Origin of the sequence: Janibacter sp. LM, assembly GCF_039631275.1 — a bacterium.
Lineage (GTDB): Bacteria > Actinomycetota > Actinomycetes > Actinomycetales > Dermatophilaceae > Janibacter > Janibacter terrae.
The window spans coordinates 259,995-272,631 of sequence record NZ_JBDIVG010000001.1; the positions used below are offsets into that span (position 1 = coordinate 259,995).

General features: G+C 72.7%; 16 protein-coding genes and 1 tRNA gene. 14 read left to right on the plus strand and 3 right to left on the minus strand.

Annotated elements, in window-relative coordinates; translation table 11 throughout:
- Positions 1–47 precede the first annotated feature (47 nt).
- The 4 genes from rplU to proB all read left to right on the plus strand — a co-directional run bounded on the left by rplU (position 48) and on the right by proB (position 3,375).
- Positions 48–356 (plus strand): 50S ribosomal protein L21, encoded by a 309-nt coding sequence (gene rplU / locus ABC138_RS01210; RefSeq protein ID WP_068325070.1) that lies wholly within the window; start codon positions 48–50, stop codon positions 354–356.
- 33 nt (positions 357–389) lie between these two features.
- Complete coding sequence (rpmA, locus tag ABC138_RS01215; RefSeq protein ID WP_068325069.1) at positions 390–653, plus strand: 50S ribosomal protein L27; 264 nt, start codon at positions 390–392, stop codon at positions 651–653.
- Between the two features lie 95 nt (positions 654–748).
- Positions 749–2,257: a GTPase ObgE gene (obgE, locus tag ABC138_RS01220; protein ID WP_345912498.1), complete on the plus strand. Its 1,509-nt coding sequence runs from the start codon at positions 749–751 to the stop codon at positions 2,255–2,257.
- Positions 2,257–3,375, plus strand: a complete 1,119-nt coding sequence (gene proB, locus ABC138_RS01225) for a glutamate 5-kinase (protein WP_068325067.1) — start codon at positions 2,257–2,259, stop codon at positions 3,373–3,375. The genes obgE and proB overlap by 1 nt, the downstream gene beginning before the upstream one ends.
- Positions 3,376–3,381: 6 nt before the next feature.
- On the opposite strand, the gene pdxY is transcribed toward proB, so the two are convergent.
- Positions 3,382–4,236, minus strand: coding sequence for a pyridoxal kinase PdxY (gene pdxY, locus ABC138_RS01230; protein WP_068325066.1), 855 nt, complete (start codon positions 4,234–4,236; stop codon positions 3,382–3,384).
- A 72-nt stretch (positions 4,237–4,308) separates the two neighbouring features.
- Between pdxY and ABC138_RS01235 the strand changes: the two genes are divergently transcribed.
- The 8 genes from ABC138_RS01235 (at position 4,309) to ABC138_RS01270 (ending at position 9,844) form a co-directional block, all read left to right on the plus strand.
- Positions 4,309–5,574 carry a glutamate-5-semialdehyde dehydrogenase gene (locus ABC138_RS01235; RefSeq protein ID WP_068422242.1) on the plus strand — a complete coding sequence of 422 codons (1,266 nt, stop codon included), beginning with the start codon at positions 4,309–4,311 and terminating at the stop codon, positions 5,572–5,574.
- 455 nt (positions 5,575–6,029) lie between these two features.
- Positions 6,030–6,245, plus strand: coding sequence for a hypothetical protein (locus ABC138_RS01240; RefSeq protein ID WP_068325064.1), 216 nt, complete (start codon positions 6,030–6,032; stop codon positions 6,243–6,245).
- Between the two features lie 14 nt (positions 6,246–6,259).
- Positions 6,260–6,835, plus strand: coding sequence for a nicotinate-nucleotide adenylyltransferase (gene nadD / locus ABC138_RS01245; RefSeq protein WP_255218288.1), 576 nt, complete (start codon positions 6,260–6,262; stop codon positions 6,833–6,835).
- Between the two features lie 8 nt (positions 6,836–6,843).
- Positions 6,844–7,233 (plus strand): ribosome silencing factor, encoded by a 390-nt coding sequence (gene rsfS, locus ABC138_RS01250; protein ID WP_068325487.1) that lies wholly within the window; start codon positions 6,844–6,846, stop codon positions 7,231–7,233.
- Positions 7,230–7,904, plus strand: coding sequence for a histidine phosphatase family protein (locus ABC138_RS01255; RefSeq protein ID WP_068422239.1), 675 nt, complete (start codon positions 7,230–7,232; stop codon positions 7,902–7,904). Before rsfS ends, ABC138_RS01255 begins: the two co-directional genes overlap by 4 nt.
- An 80-nt stretch (positions 7,905–7,984) precedes the next feature.
- A tRNA-Ala gene (locus tag ABC138_RS01260) sits at positions 7,985–8,057 on the plus strand.
- 64 nt (positions 8,058–8,121) lie between these two features.
- Positions 8,122–9,294 (plus strand): benzoate/H(+) symporter BenE family transporter, encoded by a 1,173-nt coding sequence (locus tag ABC138_RS01265; RefSeq protein WP_345912499.1) that lies wholly within the window; start codon positions 8,122–8,124, stop codon positions 9,292–9,294.
- 7 nt (positions 9,295–9,301) lie between these two features.
- Positions 9,302–9,844: a DUF488 domain-containing protein gene (locus ABC138_RS01270; RefSeq protein WP_345912500.1), complete on the plus strand. Its 543-nt coding sequence runs from the start codon at positions 9,302–9,304 to the stop codon at positions 9,842–9,844.
- A 3-nt stretch (positions 9,845–9,847) separates the two neighbouring features.
- Here the strand turns inward: ABC138_RS01270 and ABC138_RS01275 are convergent, their stop codons facing one another.
- Positions 9,848–10,201, minus strand: a complete 354-nt coding sequence (locus ABC138_RS01275; RefSeq protein WP_068422231.1) for a peroxidase-related enzyme — start codon at positions 10,199–10,201, stop codon at positions 9,848–9,850.
- Between the two features lie 76 nt (positions 10,202–10,277).
- Between ABC138_RS01275 and ABC138_RS01280 the strand changes: the two genes are divergently transcribed.
- Entirely contained in the window at positions 10,278–10,634 is a 357-nt protein-coding gene (locus tag ABC138_RS01280; RefSeq protein WP_245634710.1) for a cupin domain-containing protein, read from the plus strand.
- A 21-nt stretch (positions 10,635–10,655) separates the two neighbouring features.
- On the opposite strand, the gene ABC138_RS01285 is transcribed toward ABC138_RS01280, so the two are convergent.
- Positions 10,656–11,918 (minus strand): amidohydrolase, encoded by a 1,263-nt coding sequence (locus ABC138_RS01285; RefSeq protein WP_068422228.1) that lies wholly within the window; start codon positions 11,916–11,918, stop codon positions 10,656–10,658.
- A 45-nt stretch (positions 11,919–11,963) separates the two neighbouring features.
- Between ABC138_RS01285 and ABC138_RS01290 the strand changes: the two genes are divergently transcribed.
- A complete protein-coding gene (locus ABC138_RS01290; protein WP_068325056.1) occupies positions 11,964–12,632 on the plus strand; it encodes an ElyC/SanA/YdcF family protein in 669 nt (222 codons plus the stop codon).
- The last annotated feature ends 5 nt before the right edge of the window (positions 12,633–12,637 follow it).

The following is a 12,637-nucleotide window of genomic DNA, read 5'->3' on the forward strand; positions in this document are numbered from 1 at the left end:
GCCGGTCAGACAGAGCGAGTGCGCCATGACGAAAGTGAGTTCCACTGATGTACGCGATCGTTCGCGCGGGTGGCCGCCAGGAGAAGGTCTCCGTCGGCGACACCATCCTCATCAACTCGATCAAGGGTGAGGCCGGCGACAGCATCGACCTCCAGCCGATCCTCGTCGTCGACGGGTCCACCGTGACCAGCGACGCCGACAAGCTGGCCAAGGTCAGCGTCACGGCCGAGATCCTGGGTGCCGCCAAGGGCCCCAAGATCACGATCATGAAGTACAAGAACAAGACCGGCTACCGCAAGCGCCAGGGTCACCGCCAGCCGCTCACGCAGCTGAAGATCACCGACATCAAGGCCTGAGCCTTCTTCTTCAACAGTTAGGAACCCACTGACATGTCTTCCAAGAAGGGTGTGTCCTCGTCCAAGAACGGACGCGACTCCAACTCCCAGCGCCTCGGCGTCAAGCGGTACGGCGGCGAGATCGTCGGCACCGGCCAGATCATCGTGCGCCAGCGCGGCACCCACTTCCACCCCGGTGACAACGTCGGCCGTGGCGGCGACGACACGCTGTTCGCCCTCGCGGACGGCGCGGTGACCTTCGGCGCCAAGCGCGGCCGCAAGGTCGTCAGCGTCCTGCCGGTGGACTCCGCCAGCTGACGCGGTACCACGCATGAGCGAAGGGGGCGGGTCACCTGGACCGGCCCCCTTCGCCGTACCTGCACCACCACGAGACATCAAGAAGAGGTGAGGTCGTGACGACCTTCGTCGATCGCGTCACCCTGCACGTCGAGGCCGGCAAGGGCGGCCACGGCGTCGCCTCCGTGCACCGCGAGAAGTTCAAGCCGCTCGGCGGACCCGACGGCGGCAACGGCGGCAACGGCGGTGACGTCGTGCTGCTCGTCGACCCGCAGGTCACGACCCTCCTCGACTACCACCGCAGCCCCCACCGGCGCGCCACCAACGGCGCGCCCGGAGCCGGCGACGAGAAGAACGGCGCGAACGGCGAGGACCTCGTCCTGCCCGTGCCCGCGGGCACGGTCGTCACCGACCGCCACGGCGACGTCCTCGCCGACCTCGTCACCCCCGGCACGCGCTTCGTCGCGGCGCAGGGCGGTCGCGGCGGACTGGGCAACAAGGCCCTGTCGAGCCAGCGGCGCCGCGCGCCCGGCTTCGCCCTGCTCGGCGAGCCGGGGGAGTCCACGGAGGTCGTCCTGGAGCTGAAGTCGCTCGCCGACGTCGCGCTCATCGGCTTCCCGAGCGCCGGCAAGTCCTCGCTCGTCTCGGTCCTCTCGGCGGCCCGCCCGAAGATCGCCGATTACCCCTTCACCACCCTCGTGCCCAACCTCGGTGTCGTCACCGCCGGCGACGCGCGCTTCACCGTCGCCGACGTCCCGGGCCTGATCCCCGGCGCGAGCGAGGGGAAGGGGCTGGGCCTGGAGTTCCTCCGCCACGTCGAGCGCTGCTCCGTCCTCGTCCACGTCATCGACTGCGCGACCCTCGAGCCCGGTCGCGACCCGATGAGCGACCTCGAGGCGATCGAGGCCGAGCTGTCGGCGTACGTCGCCGACGACACCCTCGGCGGCAAGCCGCTGTCCGAGCGCACCCGCATCGTCGTGCTCAACAAGTCCGACGTGCCGGACGCCCTCGACCTCGCCGAGATGGTCAAGAGCGACCTGCAGGAGCGCGGCCTGGAGGTCTTCATCGTCTCCGCCGTCGCGCACACCGGGCTCAAGGAGCTGACCTTCGCGATGGCCCGCCACGTGCAAGCCGCCCGCGCCGAGATCGCGGTCGAGCTCGTCCCCCAGCGGGTCGTGCTGCGCCCCAAGGGCGTCGACGACGCGGGCTTCGTCGTGCGCCGCGAGAGCACCGCCGACGGCGAGGTCTTCCGGGTGCTCGGCGACAAGATCACCCGCTGGGTGAACCAGACCGACTTCTCCAACGACGAGGCCGTCGGCTACCTCGCCGACCGGCTGAACCGGGCCGGGGTCGAGGAGCAGCTGACCAAGGTCGGCGCAGTCGGCGGCTCGACCGTGCTCATCGGCCCCGAGGAGGACGCGGTCGTCTTCGACTGGGAGCCGACCCTCGTCGGTGGCGCCGAGCTGCTCGGCCACCGCGGCCAGGACCTGCGCTTCGACGACAACTCGCGTCGCACGACCAAGGAGCGCCGCGAGGAGTTCCACGCGCGCAAGGACGCCCAGACCGCCGCCCGCGAGGGGCTGTGGACCGAGCGCAAGGCGGGCCACTGGACCGAGGACGACTGATGGCCGGTGGCCGTCGGGCCGTCGCCGATGCGCGCCGCGTCGTCGTCAAGGTCGGGTCCTCGTCCCTGACGAGCGCCGCCGGCGGGGAGCTCGACGTCGCCCGGCTCACCGCCCTGGTCAACGCGCTGTCGGTGCGCCGCAGCGCAGGGACCGAGATCGTCCTCGTCTCCTCGGGTGCCATCGCCGCGGGGATCGGTCCCCTGGGCATGGAAACCCGTCCGCGTGACCTGGCCCGCCAGCAGGCGGCCGCGAGCGTGGGCCAGGGCGTGCTGCTCTCGGCCTACGACGCAGCCTTCGGCAGGCACGGCCACACCATCGGGCAGGTGCTGCTCACCGTCGACGACGTCACCCGGCGCACCCACTACACCAACGCCAAGCGCACCCTGGACTCCCTGCTCGACCTCGGCGTCATCCCGATCGTCAACGAGAACGACACCGTCGCCACGGACGAGATCCGCTTCGGCGACAACGACCGCCTCGCGGCGCTCGTCGCCCACCTCGTGCGCGCCGACGCGCTCGTGCTGCTCACGGACGTCGACGCCCTCTACACGGCGGCCCCCGGCACGGCCGGCGCCGAGCGGGTCCCGGTCGTCGGCGACGCCGCCGAGCTGGCGGAGATCTCGATCGGCGGCACCGGCTCGGCCGTCGGCTCCGGCGGCATGACGACCAAGGTCGAGGCCGCGACGATCGCCGGCGCCGCCGGCATCCCCACCGTGCTCACCTCGTCCGACCGTGTCGTGGACGCGCTCGCGGGGGCGGACGTCGGCACGTGGTTCGTGCCGCAGGAGCGCAGCCGCGGCTCGCGCGCGCTCTGGCTGGCGCACGCCACCACCCCCCGCGGCTCGGTCCAGATCGACGCCGGTGCCGTGACCGCGCTGCGCGACCGCGGCCGCTCGCTGCTGCCTGCCGGGATCACCGGCGTGAGCGGGTCCTTCGTCGACGGCGACCCCGTCGACGTCATCGGTCCCGACGGCGTCGTCATCGCCCGCGGGCTCGTCAACTACACCTCCGGCGAGCTGCCTCACCTCATGGGGCGCAGCACCAAGGACCTCGAGCAGGAGATCGGCCCGCGGTACGAGCGCGAGGTCATCCACCGGGACCACCTCGCGCTGCTCTGACGCGGCTCAGCGCACCCGGGTGACCTCGAACTGCAGCTGCGGGTGGGCGTAGGCCTCCTGCGCCTGGACGAGCTGCAGCTCGCGCTGGCCGGACTCGTGGGTGAGCTGCAGCAGGTCGAAGACGGAGGAGACGGTGCGCCCGAGCGACTCCTGCAGCGAGCGGGTACGCAGCCAGTGGCTCGTGAAGAGCGCGGCGGTCACGTCGCCGGAGCCGTTGGCCTTGAGCGGCAGGTGCGGGGTCTGCACGATCCACGCCTCGTCGTCGTGGGCGGCGATCATCTCGATCGTCCCCTCGGGGCGGTCGGGTCGCAGGACCGAGGTGACGAGCACGGTGCTCGGGCCCATCGCGCGGGCGGCGTCGATCGAGGCGAGCGTCTCCTCGAGGGTCCGCGGCTCGGTACCGGTGAGGAAGCCGAGCTCGAACTGGTTGGGCGTGATGAGGTCGGCGTGCGGGACGACCTGCTCGCGCAGCAGCACCGGGATCGACTCGTGGACGAAGCACCCGGACGCGGCATTGCCCATGACCGGGTCGCACGCGTAGATGGCCCCGGGGTTGGCCGCCTTGACCTGCTCCACCGCCCCCAGGATCGTCGCGCCGATGCCCTCGCCGCCCTGGTAGCCCGAGAGGACCGCGTCGACCTGCGCGAAGGCGTCGCGCTCGCCGATGCCCGTCACGACGTCGGCGACGTCCGCGGGGTCCATGAGCGGGCCGCGCCAGGCGCCGTAGCCGGTGTGGTTGGAGAAGTTCACCGTGTGCACGGGCCACACCTCGACCCCGAGGCGCTGCATCGGGAAGACGGAGGCGGAGTTGCCGACGTGGCCGTAGGCGACGTGGGACTGGATGGAGAGGATCGTGGTCACCACGGCATCCTGCCACTGCCCGCCCCCCGGACCGCATCGGACGGGGCGCCGCCGGGCTCCTAGTCTGGAGGCATGACCGACAGCACCGCCGTGGTCCGGGAGCTCGCGGAGCGCGCCCGGGTCGCCTCGCGCCGCCTCGCCCTGCTGACCCGCGCCGAGAAGGACTCCGCCCTCCTCGCGCTCGCCGACGCCGTGGACGCGGCCTCGGAGCGCATCGTCGCCGCCAACGCCGAGGACCTGCGACGCGGACGCGAAGGGGGGATGGCCCCCGGCCTGCTCGACCGCCTGTCCCTCGACGCGGCCCGCGTGGCCGCGGTCGCGCAGGCACTGCGGGACCTCGCGGCCCTGCCCGACCCTGTCGGCGAGGTCGTGCGCGGCTCGACCCTGGCCAACGGCCTGCAGATCCGTCAGGTGCGGGTGCCGATGGGTGTCATCGGGATGATCTACGAGGCCCGGCCCAATGTCACGGTGGACGCCGCCGGCCTGGGGCTGAAGTCCGGCAACGCGATGATCCTGCGCGGCGGCTCGGCCGCTGCGAGCACCAACCGGGCCCTCGTCGACTCCCTTCGCTCGGCGCTGGCCGACCACGGGCTGCCGCAGGACGCCGTGCAGCTCCTCGAGGGCGACCACGACGCGGTCCGGGCGCTGATGACCGCGCGCGGGCTCGTCGACCTGCTCATCCCGCGCGGGGGAGCAGGCCTGATCCAGACCGTCGTCCTCGAGTCCACCGTGCCCGTCATCGAGACCGGCGTCGGCAACTGCCACGTCTACGTCGACGCGGCCGCCGACCTCGGCAAGGCCCTGGCGATCACCCTCAACGCCAAGACGCACCGGCCGAGCGTGTGCAACGCCGCCGAGTCCCTGCTCGTCCACCGCGAGATCGCCGGCGAGTTCCTCCCCAAGGCGCTCGCCGACCTCGCCGGCGCCGGCGTCTCCCTGCACGGTGACGCGGCGACGCGCGAGCTCGCCCCGGCTGGCGTCGACGTGCTGGCGGCGACCGACGAGGACTTCGCGCAGGAGTACCTCGCGCTGGAGATGTCGGTCGCGGTCGTCGACGACGTCGACGCGGCGATGGAGCACGTGCGGCGCCACGGCTCCGGCCACACCGAGGCGATCGTCACCGAGGACCGGGCCGCCGCCCGCCGCTGGACCGCCGAGGTGGACGCCGCGGCGGTGCTCGTCAACGCGTCGACGCGGTTCACCGACGGTGGCGAGTTCGGCTTCGGTGCGGAGATCGGCATCTCGACGCAGAAGCTGCACGCCCGCGGGCCGATGGCCCTGCCCGAGCTGACGACGACCAAGTGGGTCGTCGAGGGTGACGGCCAGGTCCGCGGCTGACCCCGCAGTCACCTGACGCAGGTCGAGGGCCCCCTCCACTCCCGTGGAAGAGGCCCCTCGACCGCTGTCCGTGCACGCACCCTCTCGGGCCCTGCGGCGACTGCAGCACGTCGTCGGGGCAGGGGCCACGACGACGTGGTGACACGTGGACCAGGAGGCGCCGACGCCGCTCGCGTCGCCGATGACCCCCACGGTGGCGCCGTGATGGTCGTGCGTGCGTCGTTATCCCTGTGGTCCTGACGGCCGTCGTGCGGCCGCGGTGTGAGGACTGTTCTACGCGTCTTCGGGCACCCGGGGCAACAGGAGAGCGGATCCATCGCCGAGCGGACACCGCCCACAGGCGTGTCCACAGGCGCAGGGCGCTCCCCACGTCCTCGCCCACAGGGCTGTGGACGACGCCCGTGGACAACCCACCGCTCGGCTGCGGCGCCCCCGCAGCCTTGTAGCATGGCCCCATGCTGAGCACCCTTGCCTCCCTCGCCGCCGAGAGCGAGCACCACGTCGAGCTGCCGATCCCGCCCTCCGCGTACGGCCTGATCGCCCTCCTCTTCTTCGCCATCATGCTGGGCGCCCTCTTCGCCTTCCGCCAGGCCGCCACCAAGGTCGCCACCGCGGACAACACCGTGGTGCACGAGGACCACGGGCACCACGGCGCCGGGGACCACCACTGAGCAAGCGCCTCGGCGTGATGGGTGGGACCTTCGACCCGATCCACCACGGGCACCTCGTCGCTGCGAGCGAGGTGCAGTCCCTCTTCGACCTCGACGAGGTCGTCTTCGTGCCCACGGGGGAGCCCTGGCAGAAGGCGGACAAGCAGGTCAGCCCGGCCGAGCACCGCTACCTCATGACGGTCGTCGCGACGGCGTCCAACCCGCGCTTCACCGTCAGCCGCGTGGACATCGACCGCAAGGGCCCGACGTTCACCAGCGACACCCTGCGCGACCTGCGGGCCCAGCGCCCCGACGACGAGCTCTTCTTCATCACCGGCGCCGACGCCCTCGCGCAGATCCTGTCGTGGAAGGACGTCGACGAGCTGTGGGGCCTCGCCCACTTCATCGGCGTCACCCGGCCCGGCTACGTGCTCAGCGAGTCGGGCCTGCCGCAGGACAACGTGACGCTCCAGGAGGTGCCCGCCATGGCGATCTCCTCCACGGACTGCCGCGAGCGGGTCGCCGACGGCGAACCCGTCTGGTACCTCGTCCCCGACGGCGTCGTCCAGTACATCAACAAGTACGAGCTCTACACCGACCCCCGGGAGTGACCCAGACCGTGGCAGCCACCCAGCACGCCCTCGACCTCGCGAAGATCGCCGCCCGCGCGGCGGCCGACAAGCTCGCGACCACCATCACCGGGCTCGACGTGTCCGGCCAGATGCCCCTCACCGACATCTTCGTCATCGTCTCGGCGGACAACGAGCGCCAGGTCCAGGCGGTCTCCGAGGCGATCGAGGACACCCTGCGCGAGGAGGCCGGCGTCAAGACGCTGCGCCGAGAGGGCCACGGCCCCGGGCGCTGGGTCCTCCTCGACTTCGGCGACATCGTCGTGCACGCCCAGCACGACGACGAGCTGGACTTCTACGACCTCGAGCGCCTGTGGCGCGACTGCCCCCACCTGGACCTCGGGGTGGTGGGCTCCCAGCAGACCGCCGGCGAGCAGTGACCGAGGCCACCCGCCGCGTCTCCGCGGAGGCCGCAGGGGGGACGAAGGGGGACCCCCGTCGCCTCGTCGTCCTGCGGCACGGCCAGACCGGCTCCAACCTCAAGGGCATCTGGCAGGGACAGCTCGACCACGAGCTGACCGACCTGGGCCGTGAGCAGGCCCGCGCTGCGGCGGCGGCGATCGCCTCCCTTCGTCCCACGCGGGTCGTCTCCTCCGACCTCGTGCGGGCCCGGGACACGGCCGAGGAGGTCGCCGCGGCCTGCGGTGGCCTCCCGGTGAGCACCGACGAGCGCTGGCGCGAGATCCACGCCGGTGGCTGGCAGGGCCTCACGGCCGCCCAGGTGTACTCGCAGTACCCGCAGGACGCCGACAAGCTCATCTCCGGCGAGGACTTCAAGCGGGGCGGTCACGGCGAGTCGCTCGCCGACGTCGGCGAGCGCACGCGCGCTGCCCTCGACGACCTGCTCGCGTCCATGGACGCGGCCGAGTGCGTCGTCATCGCCACCCACGGGGTCACCGGTCGCTCGCTCGTCGCCGAGCTCGTCGGTCTGGACCAGACCACCGCGTGGCGGGTGCTCGGCGGCTTCGGCAACTGCCACTGGGCGAGCCTCGAGGAGGGGCGCGCCGGCTGGCGGATCACCCAGTGGAACGCGTCCGCGGCCGGCCTCTGACCCCTCCGGCGCCGCCGATTTGGTGAGGAAGGGGGGCATGTGGGTATGCTTCCGCAGTCCCCTTCACGGGGAACCCACTCGGGGCTGTAGCGCAGTTGGTAGCGCACCTCCATGGCATGGAGGGGGTCAGGGGTTCGAATCCCCTCAGCTCCACCCAGTGGCACGAAGGCCCGGACCGTCAGGTCCGGGCCTTCGGACGTTCCCGTACCGTGACGCCATGCGCGAGCCGACCCTCCAACCCGTGGGTGCAGGGGTGGTCACGGCACTCGTCGGGTTCACGAGCGCGTTCGTCATCGTCCTCGCGGGTCTGGAGGCGGTCGGCGCCAGCCGGGCGCAGGCGGCCAGCGGGCTCATGGCCCTCACGGTGCTCATGGCCCTGGGCTCGATCGTCCTGTCGCTCTCCACGCGGCTGCCGGTGACCATCGCGTGGTCGACGCCGGGGGCCGCACTGCTCGCCTCCACCGGCGCGGTCGCCGGTGGGTGGTCGGCAGCGGTCGGCGCCTTCGTCGTCACCGGTGCCCTCGTCGTGCTCACCGGGCTCGTCCCGGCGCTCGGTGCCCTCATCGCCAGGATCCCTGCCTCCGTCGCCCAGGCGATGCTCGCGGGCATCGTCCTGCAGCTGTGCCTCGGGGCGGTGACCGGGATGGCGGCCAACCCGTGGGCGGTCGGACCCGTCGTCCTGGTCTGGCTGCTCACGCTGCGCCTCCTGCCCCGCTGGGCCTCGCCGCTCGCCTTCGTCGCGGCCGCGGTCGTCATCGGGGTCCACCTCCCGCGCTCGGGCACGCCCATCGAGGCGTCGGCGCTCGTGCCGCGGCTGGAGCTGACGACGCCGACCTTCACCATCGGCGGGCTCGTCGGCATCGCCCTGCCGCTGTACCTCGTGACGATGGCCTCGCAGAACGTCCCGGGCCTGGCGGTGATGCGTGGCTACGGCTACGAGGTCCCGTGGCAGCGCGCGATGCTCGTCACCGGGGCCGGCACGCTGCTCGGCGCCCCGGCCGGCGGCCACGGGATCAACCTGGCCGCGATCAGCGCCGCGCTCGCGGCCGGCCCGGAGGCGGGGGAGGACCGCTCCCGACGGTGGATCGCCAGCGTGACCTCGGGCACGCTCCTCCTCCCGATCGGCATCGCCTCGGCCGCCCTGGCCACCCTCGTCGCGCTGGCCCCCGAGGGCGTCGTCCCGGCGGTGGCCGGGCTCGCCCTGGTGGGCACCCTCGCCGGCTCGCTGCGGGCGGCCCTCGCCGACCCGGCGGACCACGTCCCCGCCGTCACCACCTTCGTCGTCGCGGCCTCCGGTGTCGCCGTCGCCGGGATCAGCGCCGCCTTCTGGGCCATCGTCGTCGGGGTCGGGATGAGGCTCCTGCTGGTGAGGGTCCGCGTGCAGGCATGATGGGCCGATGAGCACCATCCACACGATCGGCCACTCGACCCGGCCCGTCGAGGAGCTCATCGAGCTGCTGACCGCCCGGGGCGTGACCCGGGTCGTCGACATCCGCACGGTGCCCAAGTCGCGTCGCAACCCGCAGTACTGGGGGGACGCACTCGCGGACTCCCTGGCCGGGGTCGGGCTCGCGTACTCCTACGTCGCCGAGCTCGGCGGCCTGCGCAAGCGCCGTCCCGACTCACCCAACGGCGCCTGGCGCAATGCCTCCTTCCAGGGCTACGCGGATCACATGCTCACCGAGGAGTTCGAGCGGGGGCTGGAGACGCTGCTGGAGCTCGCGGAGGAGGACTCCTGCGCGATCATGTGCGCCGAGGCGGTACCGTGGCGCTGTCACCGGCGACTCGTCGCCGACGCCCTCGTGGTGCGCGGTCACACCGCCCTGGAGATCATCTCGGCCGCAGCGCCCAAGGCGCACGAGCTGACCCCCTTCGCCGTCGTCGACGGCACGACCGTGACCTACCCGCCGACGGGCGACGAGGACGCGGACGAGGACTGAGCGTCAGCGCGCCTGGCCGTGGTACTCGTGGTTGGGCACCAGGCCGATCGCGCTGGAGACGCGGTTGGTCATGTTGAACATCCCGATGACCTGGACGGCCTCGAGGATCTCGTGCTCGTCGAGGCCGGCGGCCCGCAGCGGCTCCAGGTCGCCCTCCTCCACCGACCCGGACGAGACCGTGAGCAGCTCGGCATACTCCGCGATCGCCCGCTGGCGCTCGGTCAGCTCCGCCTGTCGCCAGTTGACCGCGACGAGGTCGGCCATGACCGGGTCACCGGAGTGCTCGCGCAGGGCCGCGCCGTGGGAGACGGCGCAGTAGGTGCACTGGTTGATCCACGTCCTCGACGTCCGGGACACGGAGGCAGGAGATCCGGCGCTGCTGCTCACCCATGGGGGCACCGTACCGGCTGCCGGTGGAGCAGGATGGGGGGACATGTCACCGCACGGAGGAGTCGTCATGGAGTCGATGTCACTGACTGCGCTCGCGCAGGAGCACCTGGCCAAGGCCCGGGAGGGATCGGCCGGGCGCAGCGCCGTGACGGTCCACGGCCGCCACGACTACGTCCTGCGCCAGACCCTCATCGCCCTGCTGCAGGGCCAGGAGCTCGGCGAGCACGAGAGCCCGCCGGAGGCGACGCTGCAGGTGCTGCAGGGCAGGGTGCGCCTGGCCGCGGGCGAGGAGACGTGGGAGGGCGGCGCCGGTGAGCTGCTCGTCGTCCCCGGCGTGCGCCACGACCTGCAGGCCCTCGAGGACGCGGTCGTGCTGCTCAGCGTGGGGACGGCGGGCTAGGCACGTCCGACCCCCCGGGCCTCAGCCCAGGTGCGCCAGGGCGGCCACGACGAGCGCCCGCACACCGACGTCGAGGGTCGGGCGGATCACGGGCGCGAAGGCGGGGGAGTGGTTGGCCGGGATGTCCTCGTCGACCCGGCCGGCCGCCTCCGCCGCGGCGTACCGCTGCGGGTCGATGCCACCGATGGCCCAGTAGGTGTACGGGACGCCGAGCGCGGTCGGGATGTCGCTGAAGTCCTCGCTCGCGGACTGCAGCGGCAGCTCGCGCGAGTCCGCGCCGAAGTGCTCGTCGAAGGCCGCGCGCACCCTCGCCGTCGTCGCCTCGTCGTTGACCGTCGCCGGGAAGCGGTCGTACAGCTCCAGCTGCGGCTCGTGGGGGCTGCCCGAGGCCTGGCACTCGGCCCGCACGATGCGTTCGATCGCCTCGAGCACGCGCCGGCGGGTCCCGTCGGAGTAGGTCCGCGTGTTGACCTCGAGCACGGCGTGGTCGCCGATGACATTGCTCTTGGTGCCGGCGTGGATCGAGCCCACGGTGACGACCGCCGGGTCGGTCGGGCCGATCTCGCGGGAGACGATCGTCTGCAGCCGCAGCACGATCATCGCGGCGAGGACGACGGGGTCGACGGCGGTCTGCGGCATGGACCCGTGCGACCCGCGGCCGTGGACGGTGATCCGGATGCTGTCGCCGGCCGAGAGCACCGGTCCGGGGCGCGTGGCCACCGTGCCGGCGGGGAAGGCGAGCACGTGCTGCGCCATCGCGACGTCCACCGGCCCGACGACCTCGGCCAGACCGTCCTCGACCATGCGTCCGGCTCCGTCGCCCCGCTCCTCGCCCGGCTGGAAGAGGGCGATCACCGTGCCGCTCCACGCGCCCTCGGGGGCGGAGGCGAGCAGGTCCGCCGCCTCGAGCAGGCACGTGACGTGCACGTCGTGGCCGCAGGCGTGCGCGACCGGGACCTCTTCCCCCTTCGTGTCCCGGGTGGTGACGGTGCTCGCGTAGTCCAGCCGGGTGGCCTCGGGCACGGGGAGTGCGTCCATGTCGGCGCGCAGCAGCACGCGCCCGCCCTCGCCCCGGGTGAGGACGCCGACGACCCCGGTCCCGCCGATCCCGGTGCGCACGTCGTACCCGGACCCAGTGAGGCGCTGCGCGACGAGCGCGGCCGTCTCGCTCTCCTCGTGCGACAGCTCGGGGTGGGAGTGGAGGTGGCGGTAGAGCTCCTCGCGGCGTTCTCGCGTCTCGTCGAGCCGGGCCAGGACGTCGGTGGTGCGCTCGTCGTCGCTCATGGTCCACACTCTCGCAGAGGGATGGTCGACTGTCAGGGGGCACGGATGAGGCGCAGGTGGCGCTGGTTGGTCGGCGGCGTGGTGCTGCTCGTGGTCCTCGTGGTCGCCGGCCCCAACATCTGGGTGGCCCGGGCGAGCGAGGACCACGTGTACACGGCCGAGGACGCACCGCACCGCTCGGTGGCGATCGTCCTCGGGGCCGGGCTGGACGCGGAGGGTGAGCCCACCCCCTTCCTCGCCGCGCGGCTGGACATCGCCCGTGACCTCTACCTCGACGGCACGGTGGACGCGGTCCTCGTGAGCGGCGACAACCGCACGCACTCCTACGACGAGCCCACCGCGATGCGTGACCACCTCGTCGACGCCGGGGTGCCGCGGGAGCGGGTCGTGCGGGACTTCGCCGGTCGCGACACCTACGACACGTGCGTGCGGGCCCGGCGGATCTTCGAGGTGCCCGACGCGGTCATCGTCTCGCAGGGCTACCACGTGCCCCGGGCCGTCGCGGTCTGCCGGGCCGTCGGCCTGGCCACCGTCGGTGTCGGCGACGAGACGATGCGCCGGTACTCCGGACCGTGGCGGTCGGGGCAGCAGCGCGAGTACCTCGCCAACGTCAAGGCGGCCCTCGACGTCGTCACCGGCCGCGACCCCGTGCTCGGCCCCGTCGAGCCCGGGATCACCGAGGCGCTGGAGCAGGCGGCGGTGGACGACAAGTAGTCTGG